This is a genomic window from Pseudorhodoferax soli (genome assembly GCF_003337555.1).
GTDB classification, from domain to species: domain Bacteria; phylum Pseudomonadota; class Gammaproteobacteria; order Burkholderiales; family Burkholderiaceae_C; genus Pseudorhodoferax; species Pseudorhodoferax soli.
In genome coordinates, this window is the sequence record NZ_QPJK01000002.1 from 983,932 (window position 1) to 1,001,021 (window position 17,090).

Genomic DNA, 17,090 nt, shown 5'->3' on the forward strand with positions numbered 1-17,090 from the left:
TTAGAGCGCCGCTCCAACGAGGGCCTGCAGCCGGGCCCATTGCGCCGCGGTGTCGTCCACGCGCAGGTTGGTGACGCCCAGCAGCAGGCCGTTGTGCTCGGGGCCGGGCCGCACATACCAGGACGACAGCGGCGCGGGTGACAGGCCCAGGGCCTGGGCCGCGCGCACGATCGCCACGTCGCGACGCCCGGGCGGCAGCTTGAGCAGCACGGCCAGCCCGGCCGCGCGGTGGGTGATGCCGGCTGTGCGCAGGCAGGCCAGCAGCGCATCGCGCCGCTGCAGGTACAGGCGCTTCATGCGCCGCAGGTGGCGCAGGTGGTGGCCGCCCTGCAGCAGTTCGGCCACGGCCTGCTGCACGAGCGGCGCGGGCGCGCTGCCGCGCAGGGCCGTGGCGGCGTCGAAGCGGGCCACCTGGTCGGCCGGCACGACCAGGAAGCCCAGGCGCAGCGCCGGGCTGATGGTCTTGCTGAAGGTGCCCACGTGCAGCACGCGCGCCGCGGCCACGCCGGCACCGAGCGCGGGCGCGGCCCGGCCTTGCAGTTGCAACTCGCCGAGATAGTCGTCTTCGAGCACCCAGGCCTGCTGGCGCACGGCCCAGTCCAGCAGCGCACGGCGCCGCGCCGGTGCCAGCGCCACGCCCAGCGGGGCCTGCTGGCCGGGCGTGACGACGGCCAGCGCGGCCTGCGGCGCCAGCGCCTGGCCGGCCGCCACGTCCAGGCCCTGCGCGTCCACCGGTACCGCCACGGTGGCCAGGCCGAGCGTGGCCAGCAGGCTGCGCGTGAGCGGGTAGCCGGGCTCCTCGGTCCAGGTCTGTCCCGCCAGGCCCAGCGCCTGCACCGCGAGCGTGACGGATGCCGCGTGGCCGCCCGTCACGTAGACCTGCGCCGGGCTGCAGGCCAGGCCGCGTGCCACGGCCAGCATGGCGGCGATCTGCGCGCGCAGCGCGGGCTCGCCGCGCGGATCGGGGTAGTCCGGCGCGGCGCCGGCGGCCGCGCGGGCCGCGCGCACGAACAGGCGCGACCAGAGCTTGGCCGGGATCGCGTCCTGCGCCGGCACGCCCATCTGGAACACACCGCTGCCGCGCACCAGGCCGGGCAGCGGGCTAGGCACGGCGGTGGCTGGTGGATCGTCCTGCGAACGCACGGGCACGCACCTCGCCACGCGCGTGCCGGCAGCCCCCAGGGCCTGGACCAGGCCGGCGTCGATCAGCGTCTCGTAGGCCGCGCGCACGGTGCCGCGCGCCACGCCCAGCTGGGAGGCCAGGTCACGCCAGGACGGCAGCCGCGCACCGGGGGCCAGGCGGCCCTGCGCAATCGCGCTGCGCAGGCCGGCGGCGATCTGCTCGGACAGCGCGGCGGGTGCGGCGCGGTCGAGCGCCAGCGCAAGCGGCGCGGCGGGGGCGGCCACTCCGTCGGTCACTCAGCGGCCACTCAGTCGGCCAGCCGAGGAGCGTCGACCAGCGTGGCCAGCGGCAGGCTGGACAGCTCGCCGAGCAGCGCCGCCAGCTGGCGGCCGGCGGCGTCCACGAGCGCGCGGCCCTTCTCGGCCGTGGCGTTGGCGGCGTTGCCGGCCGCGCCATCGGCGTTGTAGTCCTGCATCTGCCAGCCGAGCTTGGCGGTCTTGCCGTTGCCCAGGATGGGGTAGGCGGCAGCGCGGTCCTGCGATGTGGAGCGGAAGTGGCGGGCCTGCGCCATGTCCACGCGGGCCGGGTCCAGCGCCAGCATCATCGAGGTCTCGATGTCGCCACCGTGGATGCCGAAGCGGTGCTCCTCGGCGCTGAACAGGCCTTCCACGTCCTGCCCCAGCGGCAGGGTGTACCAGCTGGCGTGGTAGCACAGCAGTTCGCAGCGCGTGCGCAGGTCACGCGCCACGATGTCCATGATGGAGACCTGGCCGCCGTGGCTGTTGAAGATCAGCAGCTTGCGCAGGCCGGCGCGCGCGACCGACTCGCCGATCTCGGTCCACAGCCGGATCGTGGTCTCGGCCGACAGCGACAGCGTGCCCGGAAAGCGCTGGTGCTCGCTGCTGCGGCCGATGGCTTGCGTCGGCAGGAACAGCACCGGCAAGGCCTCGGGCAGGTGCGGCAGCGCGGCGGCGATGACGCCGTCGACCAACGCCGCGTCCACCCGCACGGGCAGGTGCGGGCCGTGCTGCTCGGTGGCGGCCACGGGCAGCACGGCCACGGTGGCGGCGGGGTCCAGCCGCGCGAAATCGCGCGTGCCGAGATCGGACCAGAATCGCGAGGGTAGGCTCATGGCGGGGATCTTAGAGCGTGTTCCGCGGCCGTGCCCCTGTGCCGGCGCCGCCACGGCCCGGGCGCTAACATGCCTGCCGCCTCCTGCCCCATCCCCTATGTCATCGATTCCATCCGACGCCTCCGCCCCGGTGGCGTACGGCCCCTGGGCCATCGCCGCCGCCGGCGCGGTGGGCCTGGCCACCGCCATGGGCATCGGCCGCTTCGCGTTCACGCCGCTGATGCCCATGATGCTGCACGACGGCGTGATCGACCTGGCCGGCGCCAGCTGGCTGGCCAGCGCCAACTACCTGGGCTATCTGCTCGGCGCAGTGCTCTGCACGCTGCAGCCCTGGCTTTGGCGCCGGCTCGGCAATCCGCCACCGCCCAACGCCGCACGGCTGGTGCAGGCCGGCCTCGTCGCCACCGTCTTGCTGACGCTGGCCATGGCCCTGCCCTGGCCGGCGCTGTGGCCGGCGTTGCGCTTCGCGGCCGGCGTGGCCAGCGCATTCGTGTTCGTCTACATCTCGGGTTGGTGCCTGGCGCAGCTGGCGCGGCGCGACCGCGGCGCGCTGGGCGGCATGATCTATGTGGGACCAGGCACGGGCATCGTGCTGAGCGGCCTGATCGCCGGAGCGGTGGTGGTAGGCGATGGCAGCGCGCGGCTGGGCTGGCTGGTGTTCGGCGCGCTGGCCGCCGCCATGACGGTCGCCGTGCGGCCGGTGCTGCGCCACGGCGAATTGCCGGCGCCGCCGGTGGCTGCGGCGGCCGGCCCGTCCGCCGCGCAGCGCGCGGCCCCGCGCGGCGAGGTGGCCCTGCTGGCCGCGGGCTATGGCTGCGCCGGTTTTGGCTACATCATCACCGCCACCTTCCTGCCCGTCATCGCCCGCGCGGCGCTGCCGGCCTCGGTCTGGCTCGACCTGTTCTGGCCGATCTTCGGCGCCGGCGTGATCCTCGGCGCCATGGCCACCACGCGTGTGGCCCTGAGCGGCGACCTGCGCCGGATGCTGGCGCTGTGCCACGGCGTGCAGGCCGTGGGCGTGGCCATGAGCCTGGTCAGCCCCACCCTGCCGGGCTTCGTGCTGGGCAGTCTGCTGCTGGGGCTGCCGTTCACGGCCATCACCTACTTCGCCATGCAGGAGGTGCGCCGCCTGCGGCCCGCCAACGCGGCCAGCACCATGGGGTTGCTGACGGCGCTGTACGGCATCGGCCAGGTGCTGGGGCCGCCGCTGGTGGCACTGTTGATCGGCTGGTCGGGCTCGCCGGCGCGCGGTTTCGCGCTGGCCCTGATGGTGGCAGCCGGCACGCTGCTGCTGGGCGCGGCGCTGTACCTGCTGGGGGCGCGCCGCTATCCCAAGGAAAGCACGCGATGAGACCGGGTGGCCGGGCTCTCGTTGCGGCCGTGCTCGCGGGGTTGGTGGTGGGCGCCGCGGCGATGTCGCCAGAGGATGCGCTCAAGTCGCCCGCCTGCCTGGCCGCACGCGAGCGGCTCGACGCCACCATGGCCGAGCAGAAGCCGGACATCGTGCTGTTGCGCGCGGCGCGCCAACGCGCGGCACGCGCCTGCTTCCGCGCCGAGGCCGACGCCCCACCGCCTTCGCGTGCCGAACGCCCACTGGTGCTGCTGCCGCCAGCGGGGATGCCGGCGCCACCGGCAGCGCCCACAGCGCCCACCACCACGGCACCGACCCGACCGCAGCCTCCGCAGGTGGCGCGCTGCGACGCAGGCGGCTGCTGGGACAGCCAGGGGCAACGGCTGAACCGCGCGGGCGGCCAGCTGGTCAATCCGCAGGGTCAGCTGTGCACGCAGCAGGGCACGGTGCTGAGCTGCCCTTGAACGGCACGCCGGCAGCGCCGCCGCCGTACACGGTGGCCGTGCGCGCGCTGTGCGAGTTCACGGCCAAGGCCGGGGACCTGGACCTGCGCTTCACGCCCGCGCCCACCGCGCTGGAGGGCATCGCCGGCCACGCGCTGGTGACCGGGCGGCGCGCGCCGGACTACGCATCCGAAGTGCGGCTGCAGGGGCGCCACGGCGCGTTGCAGGTGCGCGGCCGCGCCGACGGCTTCGACGCCGCCCGGCAACGGCTCGAAGAGATCAAGACCCACCGCGGCGACCTGGCGCGCCAGCCGGCCCAGCAGCGGGTCTTGCACTGGGCCCAGCTCAAGGTCTATGGCGCCTTGCTGTGCGCCGAGCGCGGCCTGCCCGCGCTGACACTGGCACTGGTGTACTTCGACATCGCGAGCCAGCGCGAGACGGTGTTCGAGGAACGGCACGGGGCGGCGGCACTGCAGGCCTTCTTCGAGCAGCAATGCGAGCGCTTTCTGGCCTGGGCCGCGCAAGAGCAGGCCCACCGCGCTGCGCGCGACGCGGCCCTGGCAGCGCTGGCGTTTCCGCACGCCGAGTTCCGCCCTGGCCAGCGCGACCTGGCCGAAGCCGTGTACCGCGCGGCCGCGCGCGGCCGGCCCTTGCTGGCGCAGGCCCCCACGGGCATCGGCAAGACGGTGGGCACGCTGTTCCCGCTGCTCAAGGCCTGCCCGGGCAAGGGCATCGACAAGCTGTTCTACCTCGCGGCCAAGACACCGGGCCGCCAGCTGGCGCTGGATGCCCTCGCACGCATCGCGCCGATGGGCCAGCCGCTGCGCGTGCTGGAACTGACCGCGCGCGAGAAGAGCTGCGAGCACCCCGACAAGGCCTGCCACGGCGAATCTTGCCCGCTGGCGCGCGGCTTCTACGACCGGCTGCCGGCCGCCCGAGGCGCGGCGGTGGCCGCAGGGCCGCTGGCGCGCGCCACGCTGCGCGAGGTGGCGCTGGCGCATCAGGTCTGCCCTTACTACCTGGGCCAGGAGCTGGCGCGCTGGGCCGACGTGGTGGTCGGCGACTACAACTACTGGTTCGACGGCAGCGCCATGCTGTACGCGCTGGCCGTGCAGAACGAATGGCGCGTGGGCGTGCTGGTGGACGAAGCGCACAACCTGGTCGACCGAGGCCGCGCCATGTACTCGGCCGGCATGCAGCGCGGCACGGTGCGGGCCTTGGCACGCGAGGCGCCGGCTGCGCTGCGGCGCCCGCTCGAGCGGCTGGACCGGCAATGGCGCGCCCTGCTGGCCGAAGACGAGCGCCCCTACAGCACGCGCGAGGCGCCACCGGCCGACTGGGCCACTGCGCTGCAGAACGCTGCCGCTGCGCTGGGCGACTACTTCGCCGATGCCGCGCCGGGCGCGCCGCATCCCCTCGACGGTGCGCTGCAGTCGTTCTGGTTCGAAGCCCTGCAGCTGCTGCGGCTGGTGCAGAGCTTCGGGGCGCATTCCATGGTCGATGTGACGCGCCTGCCCGCCGGCAAGGGGACCGGGCGCAACGATGCCGAACTGCACATCCGCAACCTGATCCCGGCCGAGTTCCTGGCGCCGCGGCTGGCAGCTGCGTGGAACTGCACGCTGTTCTCAGCCACGCTGGCGCCGCCGGACTTCTACCGCAACATGCTGGGATTGCCGGCCGACACGCCCTTCGTCGACATCGCATCGCCCTATGCGGCCGAGCAGCTGTGCGTGCGCGTGGCCGACCGCATTTCCACCCGCTTTGCCGACCGGCAGGCGTCTGCCGCGCCCATTGCCGCGCTGATGGCGCAGCAGTACCTGGCGCAGCCCGGCAACTATCTGGCGTTCTTCAGCAGCCACGACTACCTGGAACTGGTGGCCGACGCGTTCGCACTGATGCACCCGACCATCCCCCACTGGCGCCAGACCCGGCGCATGGACGAGGCCGAACGCCAGGCGTTCCTCGCCCGCTTTGCACCCCGCGGGGCGGGCATCGGCTTTGCAGTGCTGGGCGGCAGCTTCGGCGAGGGCATCGACCTGCCGGGCGACCGGCTGATCGGCGCCTTCGTCGCGACGCTCGGACTGCCGCAGGTCAATCCCGTCAACGAGGAGATGCGCCGGCGCATGCAGGACGCGTTCGGTGCCGGCTACGACTACGCCTACCTGTATCCCGGCCTGCGCAAGGTGGTGCAGGCGGCGGGCCGTGTGATTCGGTCGCGCGAGGACCGGGGCGTGGTCGTGCTCATCGATGCGCGTTTTGCCCGCCGTGCGGTGCGGGCCCTGTTGCCGAAGTGGTGGCCGATGGCACTTCCCGTGGCATGAGTTGTCTCCATTGCAGCATGGCAATGCGTTGCAACGATGACACATGCACCCTGCTCACGCGACGGCCAGCAACGCCGATGCCAAGCACCAAGCCCTGTTGCGGCACCGCGATGGGCACCACGCCGGCGTGCCTGTCTAAGACTTCGTCCTCAACCTGGTCCACGTGTTCGCGCACGCGCAGTTCAGCCACCAGCTCATACACCACCTCTCGGTCACCGGCGTCATTGAAGTGCTGATCCGTGGTTTGCCGTGTGGCTGGGCTCGCAGTACAGCGGCCGGGTCATCCTCTGGCTTGACACCAAGGCGCCGCACATCCGCGGCCTCATCTTCGCCAGCATGGGGTTGGGTCCGGTGACGGCGTTCAGCATCCCCCAGGGGGTCGGAGAGCGCGAAATGGTCTTCGCGCCGTCCCATGTCGCCGTCCAGGTTAAGCGCACGGCGTTCACCGCGCGGCAGTCGCTGTCCGATGAGGCCTGTCCGACGTGGAGCACAGGTCGTCCGGTGCTCCAGGCACTGCTGACCACCTTCCTCGGTACGCACTGCGGTGGCTTTGTTGCGGCGCCTCAGCAAGGAGGCGAGCGAGGCTATCGTGCGCTCGGACGGTCCCGGTCGGATCGGCGCCCGTTTCCACCATCTCCATGCCGTTCTCAGGGCCGGCTCATCGCCACCGCGGTCCGCAACGACCTTGCAGCGGTCCATCCACGTGCCATGCCGAGGGCAGCCCAGGTCGCCATCCTGCTGATGGGGCCGCCGATCCATCTACTGGGCAGTGCGGTCCACGAGACGGTGGTTTGCAGTGGCGTGACCGTCTCGCACATCGTCGGGGCCATCATGCTGCAGGTACTCATGCCCTTCGGCATGGCAGGCATGCATGATCCCCATGGGGTAGCTGACCACCGCCGCGGTGCTCGTGGTCGGCATCCGGGAGACAAAGCGTCTGCGGCGCCGCCGCGGGCCGTGTGAAATGCCATGACGGCAGCGTGTCGCACACCACTGAAACTTCACGCCACGTCGAAAATCTTGACATCCAAGTACGGAGAACGAGCCAAAACCACAACCAAGTCGATGTTTTTGTTCAATATTTAATGAACGGCACGCGAGTTGCTCGATATCTCGCACCAACCTCGTTGGGCCGCCTTCTCCTCATCTGTCTCACCGAATTAAGGAATAGACAATGCGCTACTTCAAACTTCTCGCAACCGCGGTTGCGGTGTTCGCAGCAACTGCGGCTTCTGCTGCTCCCGTCACCAAGTGGACCTACAGCGTTTCGAGCGCCTTTGACATCAGCGCCACCCAGTATGTGCCTTCTGGCACCACTCCTGGCGCACCGGCTTCGTCGGATAGCATGTACGACAGCCAAACCAATCTGCTCCAGTGGGGCCGCAAGTTCGTGCCAGGCACGACCACCGCTGGTAGCATTGAAAACGGCAACCGCAGCGGCTTGGGCATCAACAATTCTCCCAACGGAGGTACGACGGATACCAACGGTGCGTTGGTAGCTGCAAACAGCTACACCCACTACAACAACATGAGCATTGGCGCTAACAGCTGGACGCTGTCGCGTACGGTCATCAATGCGTCGTTGACGTTGAGTGGGCTGGAGCCCGAAGTCGGCCCGGGCAAAATCTTGACGCAGAACTACCAAGTCCGGTTCGTTGAAACGCCAAACAACGCCACTAACTGCCCCACGAAGGATACCGACACGACGCTGTGCAGCGACATCTTCACGATCGTGGGCGGACTTGGCGAAAACTTCACCTATGAAGGCTACGAGTACGGTCTGCAGTTTGTGGCAACCGGCTTTACGGAGTTGCTGCCGAAACAGTGCGAACTGGCTGGCTTTGCTGTGGGCACGTCGTGCTTCGGTTTCTCCACGCCTGAGGGCGAGGACTACACCTCGCAATTTTCGTTCCGCATCACTCGCGCTGGTGAAGTCCCTGAACCTGCTTCGATCGCCCTGATCGGTGCTGGCCTGCTGGGCTTGGCTGGCCTGCGTCGCCGCCAGCAAAAGAGCAAGGCCTGATTTTTTCAGCCTTGCTTCCAAAACCCCGCCTCGGCGGGGTTTTTTTATGTCTGCAGAGCGACCCGCGCTGCCTCGGCGATGGCCGCTGCGTCGACACCAAAAAAGCGGCGCAGTGCGGCCCGCGTGTCGCTGCGGCCGAAACCATCCGTGCCCAGCGTCGCATAGCTTCGTGATGCTGGAACACCCGCACGCAGGCTCTCGGGCACGGCACGCACGTAGTCGCTGGCCGCGACGATGGGGCCTCGGCCAGTCATCAGTTCGGCCAGGGTCGCACGGCCGGTCGGGCGCGCCAGCTCGCTCCAGCTCGTGACGCTCAGGACTTCGCTGCCGATGCCCTCGATGGCCAGTTGCTCGGCCGCCTTGATCACCTCGGTGAGGATGGCGCCCGAGCCCATCAGCGTCACACCCTCCCCGCCCTGCGGGCCATACACGCCGAAACGGTAGCCGCCGCGCACCACGCCCTGCGCCGCGCCTTCGGGCAGGCTCGGTTGGGCGTAGTTCTCGTTCATGAGCGTCACGTAGTAGAAAACGTCCTGCTGCTCGACCAGCATCTCGCGCATGCCCGCATCGACGATGACGGCCATCTCACCAGCGAACGCCGGGTCGTAGGCCTTGCAATTGGGAATGGTGGCCGCGACCAGGTGGCTGCTGCCATCCTGGTGCTGCAGGCCCTCGCCGCCCAGCGTGGTGCGGCCCGAAGTCGCGCCGAGCAGGAAGCCGCGTGCGCGTTGGTCGGCCGCGGCCCAGATCGCATCGCCCACGCGCTGGAAGCCGAACATCGAATAGTAGATGTAGAACGGCAGCATGGCCAGGCCATGCACGCTATAGCTCGTCGCGGCAGCCGTCCAGCTGGCGATGGCACCGGCCTCGCTGATGCCTTCCTCCAGGATCTGTCCGTCCAGTGCCTCGCGGTAGGACAGCACCGAGCCGATGTCCTCGGGCGCGTAGCGCTGGCCCACGCTGCTGTAGATGCCGACCTGCTTGAACAAATTGGCCATGCCGAAGGTGCGGGCCTCGTCGGCCACGATGGGCACGATGCGCGGGCCCAACTGAGGGTCCTTGAGCAGCTGACCCAGCAGCCGCACGAAGGCCATGGTCGTACTCATCTCCTTGCCCTCGGCCGCCAGTGCGAATTGCGCGTAACCGGAAAGCGCCGGCACCGGCGGTGCGTCGCAGGCCGTTTCACGGCGCGGCAGAAAGCCGCCGAGCGCGGCACGGCGCTCGTGCAGGTAGACCATCTCGGGGCTGTCCTCGGCCGGCTTGTGGAAGGCCAGCGAGGTGGCCTGCTCGTCGGTCAGCGGCAGGTCGAAGCGGTTGCGGAAGGCGATCAGGTCGGTCTCGTCGAGCTTCTTTTGCGAATGCGTGGTCATGCGGCCCTGGCCGGCCGTGCCCATGCCGTAGCCCTTCTTGGTATGCGCCAGCACCACCGTCGGCTGGCCGCGGTGCGCGGCAGCGGCGGCATAGGCGGCATGGATCTTCACCAGGTCATGGCCGCCGCGGCGCAGGCGGTCGATCTGCTCGTCGGTCATGCCCTGGGCCAGGCGCTGCAAGGCTTCGTCCTGCCCGAAGAAATGCTCGCGGTTGTAGCGCCCATCCTTGGCCGCGAAGGTCTGCATCTGGCCATCCACCGTGTGGGCAAAGGCACGCAGCAGCGCACCCTGTTGGTCGCGTGCGAACAGGCCGTCCCAGTCGCTGCCCCAGACAAGTTTGATGACATTCCAGCCTGCGCCGGCGAACAGCTGCTCAAGCTCGTCGATGATGCGGCCGTTGCCCCGCACCGGGCCGTCCAGGCGCTGCAGGTTGCAATTGACCACCCAGACCAGGTTGTCCAGTTTCTCGCGCGCGGCCAGCGTCAGCGCGCTCATGGATTCGGGCTCGTCCATCTCGCCATCGCCAAACACGCCCCAGACCTTGCGGCCGGCGCAGTCCAGCAGGTTGCGGTGCGTGAGGTAGCGCATGAAGCGCGCGTGGTAGATCGAGCTGATCGGCCCGATGCCCATCGAGCCCGTCGGAAACTGCCAGAAGTCCGGCATCAACCAGGGGTGCGGGTAGCTCGACAGGCCGCGCGCGCCGGCCTCGGGCGCAACGATTTCCTGGCGGTAGTGCAGGAGGTCGGCCTCGCCGAGCCGCCCCTCCAGGAAGGCGCGCGCGTAGACGCCGGGTGCGCTGTGCGGCTGGAAGAACACAAGGTCGCCGCGGTGCCGGTCATCTCTTGCGTGGAAGAAGTGGTTGAAGCCGACCTCGAACAAATCCGCTGCGCTGGCATAGCTCGCGATGTGGCCGCCGAGCTCGCCATAGGCCAGGTTGGCGCGCACCACCATGGCCAGCGCGTTCCAGCGCATCAGCGACGCCAGCCGCTCCTCGACGGCCAGGTCGCCCGGAAACACGGGCTGCTCCTCCACGGCGATGGTGTTGGCGTACGGCGTGCCCGGTTCAGGCTTCCAGCCGATGCGCTGGACACGCGCCAGGCGCGCGAGTTCGTCGAGCATGAAGCGCGCCCGCTCCGGCCCGCCCGCGGCCAGCAGGGCAGAAAAGGCATCCCGCCATTCCTGTGTTTCCAGCGGGTCGGTGTCGGCCGCCGCGGGCATCTGCAGCAGTTGGGCCATCGAGTTGGGTGCGTTCATGGCGGGCAAAGAATCGAGTCGAGGATGCCAGCACTCTAGGTGCAAATGCGCCGAACATGTTGCCGAGCTGCATGGCACACGGCGCCAAAGCGGCACAGAATGCCGTCAAATTCAAAAATGGAGGCACAAAATGAATCTGGATGCAATAGACCTGCGCATCCTGGACGAATTGCAGCGCGACGGGGCCTTGTCCAATGTGGAACTCGCCCGGCGCGTGCACCTCTCGCCTTCGCCCTGCCTGGCCCGCGTGAAGGCGCTGCAGGCCAACGGCATCATCACCGGCTACGTGGCGCTGGCAGACCCGGCGCGGCTCGGCCTGGGCCTGAACGTGTTCATCTCCATCAGCCTGACGCGCCAAAGCAAGGAGGCATTGGCCGATTTCGAGCGCCGCATCGCGCTGCACGACGAGGTGATGGAGTGCTACCTCATGACGGGCGACAGCGACTACCTGATCCGCGTGGCCGTGGCCGACATCGCAGCGCTGGAACGGTTCATCCTGGAGCAGCTGACGCCCATCCCCGGCATCGAGAAGATCCGTTCGAGCTTTGCGCTCAAGCAGGTGCGCTACAAGACGGCACTGCCCTTGCCGTCCAGCGCCGCCTGAGCGCGCGCGCAAGGCACACTTGCCCTTTTTTTGAGACCAGGAGACCGATCGCATGCACGTCGTGCACCACATCACCGAACTGCGCCAGGCCCTGGAGGCCGGCCCCCGCCCGGCCTTCGTGCCGACCATGGGCAACCTGCACGAAGGACACCTGGCCCTGGTGCGCGAAGCCAAGGCCAGCGACCGGCCCGTGGTCGCCAGCATCTTCGTGAACCGGCTGCAGTTTGCGCCGCATGAAGACTTCGACCGCTACCCCCGCACACTGCCGCGCGACAGCGAACTGCTGGCCGGCGCCGGCTGCGATATCGTGTTCGCGCCCGACGAGGCCGAGATGTACCCCACGCCGCAGGCCTACAAGGTGGCCCCGCCGGCGGCCCTCGGCGACATCCTGGAAGGCCACTTTCGCCCCGGCTTCTTCACAGGCGTGTGCACGGTGGTCATGAAGTTGTTCCAGATCGTGCAGCCGGGCTTGGCACTGTTCGGCAAGAAGGACTACCAGCAGCTGCGCGTGATCGAAGGCATGGTGCGCGACTTTGCGCTGCCCATCACCATCGCCGGCGGCGAGACCGTGCGCGCCGAAGACGGCTTGGCACTGTCCTCGCGCAACGGCTACCTGGGTGCTGGTGAGCGGGCCGAGTCCACGGCCCTGATCACGCAGCTGCGCGCCGTGGCCGACGCCGTGCGCGCGGATCCCGGACGCACGGAGGCCGCCGAGCAAGCCGCCATGCACGCCCTGCGCGCACGCGGCTGGGCACCCGACTACATCGCCGTGCGCGGCCGCACGGACCTGCTGCCCACCGCTTCCGCAGGCGCGCCCCGCGTGGTGCTGGCCGCCGCCCGGTTGGGCAACACACGCCTCATCGACAACCTGGAGTTCTGAGCCCCATGCCCGTCCTCGACGCCTTTGCCGACACCGACCGCTTCCGCACGCTGCGCCGCGACATCCATGCCCACCCGGAGCTCGGCTTCGAGGAGCACCGCACCAGCGAGCTGGTGGCCGACCTGCTGGCCAACTGGGGCATTGCGGTGCACCGCGGCATCGCCGGCACCGGCCTGGTCGGCGTGTTGCGCGGCAGCCTGCCCGACACGGGCAAGACCATCGGCCTGCGCGCCGACATGGACGCGTTGCCGCTGCAGGAGGTCAACGGCTTCGCGCACCGCTCCCGCCACGACGGCCGCATGCACGCCTGCGGCCACGACGGCCACACCACCATGCTGCTGGCGGCCGCCTGGCAGCTGGCGCAGCGGCGCGACTTTGCGGGCACCGTGCATTTCATCTTCCAGCCGGCCGAGGAGATGGGCAAGGCGGGCGCACGCAAGATGATCGACGAGGGCTTGTTCGAGCGCTTCCCCTGCGATGCGGTGTTCGCCCTGCACAACTTCAACCTGGGCCGCGTGGGCAATTTCGCCCTGAACCACGGGGCGCTGATGGCGTCCAGCAACACCTGGCGCATCACGGTGCGGGGGCGCGGCACGCACGCCTCCATGCCGCACACGGGCCTGGACCCGGTCGGCGCGGTGCTGGAAATCGCGCAGGCGCTGCGCAGCCTGGTGGCGCGCACCATCCCGAGCACCGAGCGCGCGCTGCTGGCCGTCACGCAGATCCAGGGATCGGACGCACCCAACGTGATTCCCGACACCGCCTGGGTCGGCGGCACGGTGCGCACCTTCTCGGTCGACGCGCTGGACAAGATCGAGGCGCGGCTGCGCCACCAGGCCGAGCACATCGCCCTGGCCCACGAATGCCAGGCCGAGGTGATGTTCCGGCGCGCCTCGCCGCCCGTCGTAAACCACCCGGCCGAGGCGCGCTTCGCGGCCGATGTCATGCGCGAGATCGTCGGCGACGCCATGGTCGACGAGGATCTGCCCGGCGTGCTGGGCGCCGAAGACTTCGCACACATGCTCATGGAGCGGCCCGGCTGCTATGCCTTCCTGGGCAATGGCGACGGCGACCACCGCATGGCCGGCCACGGCCCCGGGCCGTGCATCATCCACAACACCTCGTTCGACTTCAACGACGAGATCATCCCGGTCGGCGCGAGCTACTTCGTGCGCCTGGCCGAGCGCTGGCTCGCCACACCGCGCTGACAAGCTGGCGTCGTTCTTGCTCGGCCTGCCGTTTCACCACCCCAGGAGTCGCTTCATGTTCCGCCCCACCCTCTTGCGCCTGCTGCCGCTGCTGGCGGCCGGCCTGTTGTCCGCGGCGCTGCCCGCCCAGGCCCAGCGCGTGGTGCGCATCGTCGTGCCCTTCGGCACGGGCGCGGTGCAGGACACCATCGCCCGCGCGATCAACAACGAACTGGGCCAGGCGCTGGGCGCCAGCGTGATCGTGGAGAACCGGGCTGGCGCGGGCGGCAGCGTGGGCTCGTCCTACGTGGCCAAGTCCGCGCCCGACGGCAACACGCTGGTGCTGGCCGCTGCCAGCCACCACATCGTCGGCCACCTGTACAAGAAGCTCGACTACGACCCCCTCAAAGACTTCGTGGGCGTGGGCTACATCGGCAACTCGGGCTACGCCCTCGTCGCCAACGCAGCGCTGGGCGCGACCAACACGCGCGAGTTCATCGCCGCCGTGAAGGCCAGGCCCGGCAGCACCAACTACGCCTCGGCAGGCAACGGCAGCGCCACGCACCTGGGCATGGCCTCGTTCGTGGCCATGGCCGGGCTGGACATGCAGCACATCCCGATGAAGTCCACCGGCGACGCCGTCAACGAGGTGCTCGCCGGCCGCGTGCAGGCGGTCACGTCCTCGCTGATCGGCGTGATGGGCTACCGGGACGATGCGCGCGTGAAGTTCATCGCCTACACGGGCAAGCAGCGCTCCCGCTTCCTGCCGGATTTGCCGACCGCGGCCGAGAGCGGCCTGCCGGGCTACAGCTTCGACTCGTGGATCGGCCTGTTGGCACCGGCAGCGCTGCCGCGTGCCGAGCGCGACAGGCTCAACGCCGCGTTGCAGAAGACGCTCGCCGATCCGGCCGTGCAGGAGCGGCTGGCACGGCTCGGCGTGGAGACCGCCCCCATGGCGCCAGACGCCTTCCAGCAGCTGCTGCGCGCGGACTGGGACAACTCGGCCGCGATGGTCAAGGCCTCGGGCGCCAAGGTCGAGTAGTCCGCCGCAGGCAGCCCTTCAGGCGCGCGCAGCCGCCCAGCGTGCGCGGGCCTCGGCCGACCACACCTGGGCGGGGTCGTAGAACTCGGGCACCGCGAAGGCCCCCTCGGGCAGCGGCAGCCAGGTCTGGCGCGTGGAGGTGAACACATGCACGTCGGGCGGCAGCCGCGCCGGCGCCTCGAGCGTGCCAACGCGCACGAAGCAGATGCGCTCGCCGGCCGTCGGATAGTGGCTCCAGAGCGCCACCTGGCACTGCGGGCAGCGGGCGATCTTCTGGTTCCTGCCGCTCGCAGAAGGCGTCACGACCATGTGGATTTCGCCCTGCACCAGCGTCACGCGTGCGGCCTCGATCACGGCATTGACGACGAAGGGCCCGCCGCTCTCGCGTTGGCACCAGCTGCAGTGGCAGGCGTGCACGATCATCGGTGCCGATGCCATGCGGTAGCGCACGAAGCCGCAGCTGCAATGGCCTTCGTGGGTATCGTGTCCTGGCTGCACCACGTCAGTCCAGCTGGATCTTGCGGTCGCGGACGAGCTTGGCCCACTTCTCGTTGTCGGCCTTGACGAACGCGGCGAAGGCCTCGGGCCCCTGGTAGTGCACCTCGGCGCCCGCCGCCGCGAACTTGGCCTGCACATCCGGCATGGCCAGCACCTTGGCCAGGCCGGTCGCCAGCCTGTCGACCACCTCCCGCGGCAGGCCGGCCGGGCCCACCAGGCCCTGGAAACCGATGGACTGCACGCCGGCCAGGCCCTGCTCGGCCACCGTCGCGACATCGGGCAGCTGCGGGTCTCGCTTTGCGCCGGTCACGGCCAGCGCCTTGAGCTTGCCGCCCTTGACCTGGGGCAGCAGCACGGTGCCCGCGTCGATCAGCAGCTGAGTCTGGCCGCCGATCAGGTCCTGCACCGCCGGTGCGCTGCCCTTGTAGGGCACGTGCACGAGGTCCAGCCCGGTGACCTGGTTCAACAGCTCACCGTTCAGGTGCGTGGACGATCCCTTGCCGGCCGAGGCGAAGTTGACCTGGCCCGCATTGGCGCGCGACCAGGCCACGAACTCCTTCAGGTCGCGTGCCGGGTGGTCGGGCCGCGTCACCGCGATGTAGCTGCCCTGGCTGATCTGGCCGACGTAGGTGAAGCTGCGCAGCGGGTCGTACGGCATCCTGGGCTGCAGGTAGGGCGCGATCGCGAACGGGCCGGTGTTGGCCAGCAGCAGCGTGTAGCCGTCGGGTGCCGCCCGTGTGAGTTCGGTGGCCGCCAGCAGGCCGCCTGCGCCGGGCTTGTACTCGACGACCATCTGCTGGCCCAGCAGCTCCTGCAGCGGCGCCTGCACCGTGCGTGCCGCGAAATCGATGCCGCCTCCAGGCGGAAAGCCGACGATGAACTTGATCGGTTTGGCCGGCCAGGCCTGGGCGCGCACAGCGGGTGCGAGCGCGCCGGCGGCCAGGCCCAGCAACAGCGCACGGCGTTGCGGATGGGACATGTCTCCTCCTGGTTCTGGGTGTTCGGCCAGCATAGCAGCGGCCCCGCGCCGCGCCGCCGACAATGGCGGCCCTGCCTGCACCACAGCCCTCTCCCACGATGACCCAGGATCTCTTCCGCCAGGACGCCCGCCTGCGCCAGACCAGCGCCACCATCACCGCCATCGGCCCCGATGGCCTGGTGCTCGACCGCACGGTCTTCTACCCACTGGGCGGCGGCCAGGCTGGCGACACAGGCTGGCTGCTGCTGGCCGATGGCCAACGCCTGGGCGTCGTGGACACGCGCAAGGCCAAGGACGCCGAAGGCCGGCCCACGGCCGCGATCTGCCATGTGCCGGCGCCCGGGCAGGACGACCTGCTGGCGCTGTGCACCGTGGGCGCGCCCGTGACGGCCGAGGTCGACTGGGAGCGCCGGCACCGGCTCATGCGCTTCCACACCACCACGCACCTGCTGTGCCACCTCGTGGCGCTGCCGGTGAACGGCTGCTCGATCACGGCCGATGCGGCGCGGCTGGACTTCCATACCGACCAGCCGCTGGACAAGGAGGCGCTCAGCGCCGGCATTGCGCGCCTCGTGGGCGCTGCGCTGCCCGTCACCGTGGGCGAGATCACCGAGGCCGAACTCGACGCCAACCCGGCCCTGGTCAAGAGCATGTCGGTCTCGCCGCCGCGCGGCACGGGCGCCGTGCGCACCATCCGCGTCGGCGCCGAGGAACTGATCGACCTGCAACCCTGCGGCGGCACGCACGTGGCCAACACCGCAGAGATCGGCGCCGTGGTCGTGACCAAGATCGAGAAGAAGGGCGCCATGGCCCGCCGCGTGGTGCTGGGTTTCGCCACATGATGCGGTGGAACTTTGCGGTCGGGCACCGCTCCCATCTGCGC

At 70.0% G+C, this 17,090-nt stretch carries 15 protein-coding genes; 10 read left to right on the forward strand and 5 right to left on the reverse strand.

What is annotated here, in order from left to right; translation table 11 throughout:
• Both pdxR and DES41_RS11325 read right to left on the reverse strand, forming a co-directional pair.
• Nucleotides 1-1,419 (reverse strand): MocR-like pyridoxine biosynthesis transcription factor PdxR, encoded by a 1,419-nt coding sequence (pdxR, locus tag DES41_RS11320; protein ID WP_245965654.1) that lies wholly within the window; start codon nt 1,417-1,419, stop codon nt 1-3.
• A gap of 11 nt (nt 1,420-1,430) precedes the next feature.
• Complete coding sequence (locus DES41_RS11325; protein WP_114467709.1) at nt 1,431-2,255, reverse strand: creatininase family protein; 825 nt, start codon at nt 2,253-2,255, stop codon at nt 1,431-1,433.
• Between the two features lie 97 nt (nt 2,256-2,352).
• On the opposite strand from DES41_RS11325, the gene DES41_RS11330 reads away from it, so the two are divergent.
• The 5 genes from DES41_RS11330 (at nt 2,353) to DES41_RS11350 (ending at nt 8,393) form a co-directional block, all read left to right on the forward strand.
• Nucleotides 2,353-3,606, forward strand: coding sequence for a YbfB/YjiJ family MFS transporter (locus DES41_RS11330; RefSeq protein ID WP_114467710.1), 1,254 nt, complete (start codon nt 2,353-2,355; stop codon nt 3,604-3,606).
• Nucleotides 3,603-4,070 (forward strand): hypothetical protein, encoded by a 468-nt coding sequence (locus DES41_RS11335; RefSeq protein ID WP_147282833.1) that lies wholly within the window; start codon nt 3,603-3,605, stop codon nt 4,068-4,070. The genes DES41_RS11330 and DES41_RS11335 overlap by 4 nt, the downstream gene beginning before the upstream one ends.
• Nucleotides 4,067-6,370 (forward strand): ATP-dependent DNA helicase, encoded by a 2,304-nt coding sequence (locus DES41_RS11340; RefSeq protein ID WP_114467712.1) that lies wholly within the window; start codon nt 4,067-4,069, stop codon nt 6,368-6,370. The genes DES41_RS11335 and DES41_RS11340 overlap by 4 nt, the downstream gene beginning before the upstream one ends.
• Nucleotides 6,371-6,619: 249 nt before the next feature.
• Complete coding sequence (locus DES41_RS11345) at nt 6,620-7,333, forward strand: low temperature requirement protein A (protein WP_114467713.1); 714 nt, start codon at nt 6,620-6,622, stop codon at nt 7,331-7,333.
• Nucleotides 7,334-7,544: 211 nt separating this feature from the next.
• Nucleotides 7,545-8,393, forward strand: coding sequence for a THxN family PEP-CTERM protein (locus tag DES41_RS11350; RefSeq protein ID WP_114467714.1), 849 nt, complete (start codon nt 7,545-7,547; stop codon nt 8,391-8,393).
• Nucleotides 8,394-8,437: 44 nt separating this feature from the next.
• Here DES41_RS11350 and mdeB read toward each other — a convergent pair whose 3' ends face one another.
• Nucleotides 8,438-11,017, reverse strand: a complete 2,580-nt coding sequence (gene mdeB / locus DES41_RS11355; RefSeq protein ID WP_114467715.1) for an alpha-ketoglutarate dehydrogenase — start codon at nt 11,015-11,017, stop codon at nt 8,438-8,440.
• A gap of 130 nt (nt 11,018-11,147) precedes the next feature.
• Between mdeB and DES41_RS11360 the strand changes: the two genes are divergently transcribed.
• From DES41_RS11360 to DES41_RS11375, 4 genes are read left to right on the forward strand one after another with little or no spacing between them, the layout of a single operon-like run.
• Entirely contained in the window at nt 11,148-11,621 is a 474-nt protein-coding gene (locus tag DES41_RS11360; RefSeq protein ID WP_114467716.1) for an Lrp/AsnC family transcriptional regulator, read from the forward strand.
• Between the two features lie 52 nt (nt 11,622-11,673).
• Nucleotides 11,674-12,501, forward strand: a complete 828-nt coding sequence (panC, locus tag DES41_RS11365) for a pantoate--beta-alanine ligase (RefSeq protein WP_114467717.1) — start codon at nt 11,674-11,676, stop codon at nt 12,499-12,501.
• A 5-nt stretch (nt 12,502-12,506) separates the two neighbouring features.
• Entirely contained in the window at nt 12,507-13,709 is a 1,203-nt protein-coding gene (locus DES41_RS11370; RefSeq protein ID WP_114467718.1) for a M20 aminoacylase family protein, read from the forward strand.
• Nucleotides 13,710-13,764: 55 nt separating this feature from the next.
• Nucleotides 13,765-14,730, forward strand: a complete 966-nt coding sequence (locus DES41_RS11375; RefSeq protein ID WP_114467719.1) for a tripartite tricarboxylate transporter substrate binding protein — start codon at nt 13,765-13,767, stop codon at nt 14,728-14,730.
• Between the two features lie 18 nt (nt 14,731-14,748).
• Here DES41_RS11375 and DES41_RS11380 read toward each other — a convergent pair whose 3' ends face one another.
• On the reverse strand, nt 14,749-15,228 hold the full coding sequence (locus tag DES41_RS11380; protein ID WP_484279569.1) for a GFA family protein: 480 nt from the start codon (nt 15,226-15,228) through the stop codon (nt 14,749-14,751).
• Between the two features lie 4 nt (nt 15,229-15,232).
• Nucleotides 15,233-16,207, reverse strand: a complete 975-nt coding sequence (locus DES41_RS11385) for a Bug family tripartite tricarboxylate transporter substrate binding protein (protein ID WP_114467720.1) — start codon at nt 16,205-16,207, stop codon at nt 15,233-15,235.
• A gap of 98 nt (nt 16,208-16,305) precedes the next feature.
• On the opposite strand from DES41_RS11385, the gene DES41_RS11390 reads away from it, so the two are divergent.
• Nucleotides 16,306-17,049, forward strand: a complete 744-nt coding sequence (locus DES41_RS11390; RefSeq protein ID WP_114467721.1) for an alanyl-tRNA editing protein — start codon at nt 16,306-16,308, stop codon at nt 17,047-17,049.
• Nucleotides 17,050-17,090 lie beyond the last annotated feature (41 nt).

Bases quoted from the DNA above. Each gene is read 5' to 3' on its own strand.
- DES41_RS11325 (WP_114467709.1), bottom strand. From the start codon at position 2,255: ATGAGCCTACCCTCGCGATTCTGGTCCGATCTCGGCACGCGCGATTTC.
- DES41_RS11330 (WP_114467710.1), top strand. From the start codon at position 2,353: ATGTCATCGATTCCATCCGACGCCTCCGCCCCGGTGGCGTACGGCCCC.
- DES41_RS11335 (WP_147282833.1), top strand. From the start codon at position 3,603: ATGAGACCGGGTGGCCGGGCTCTCGTTGCGGCCGTGCTCGCGGGGTTG.
- DES41_RS11350 (WP_114467714.1), top strand. From the start codon at position 7,545: ATGCGCTACTTCAAACTTCTCGCAACCGCGGTTGCGGTGTTCGCAGCA.
- mdeB (WP_114467715.1), bottom strand. From the start codon at position 11,017: ATGAACGCACCCAACTCGATGGCCCAACTGCTGCAGATGCCCGCGGCG.
- DES41_RS11360 (WP_114467716.1), top strand. From the start codon at position 11,148: ATGAATCTGGATGCAATAGACCTGCGCATCCTGGACGAATTGCAGCGC.
- panC (WP_114467717.1), top strand. From the start codon at position 11,674: ATGCACGTCGTGCACCACATCACCGAACTGCGCCAGGCCCTGGAGGCC.
- DES41_RS11370 (WP_114467718.1), top strand. From the start codon at position 12,507: ATGCCCGTCCTCGACGCCTTTGCCGACACCGACCGCTTCCGCACGCTG.
- DES41_RS11375 (WP_114467719.1), top strand. From the start codon at position 13,765: ATGTTCCGCCCCACCCTCTTGCGCCTGCTGCCGCTGCTGGCGGCCGGC.
- DES41_RS11385 (WP_114467720.1), bottom strand. From the start codon at position 16,207: ATGTCCCATCCGCAACGCCGTGCGCTGTTGCTGGGCCTGGCCGCCGGC.
- DES41_RS11390 (WP_114467721.1), top strand. From the start codon at position 16,306: ATGACCCAGGATCTCTTCCGCCAGGACGCCCGCCTGCGCCAGACCAGC.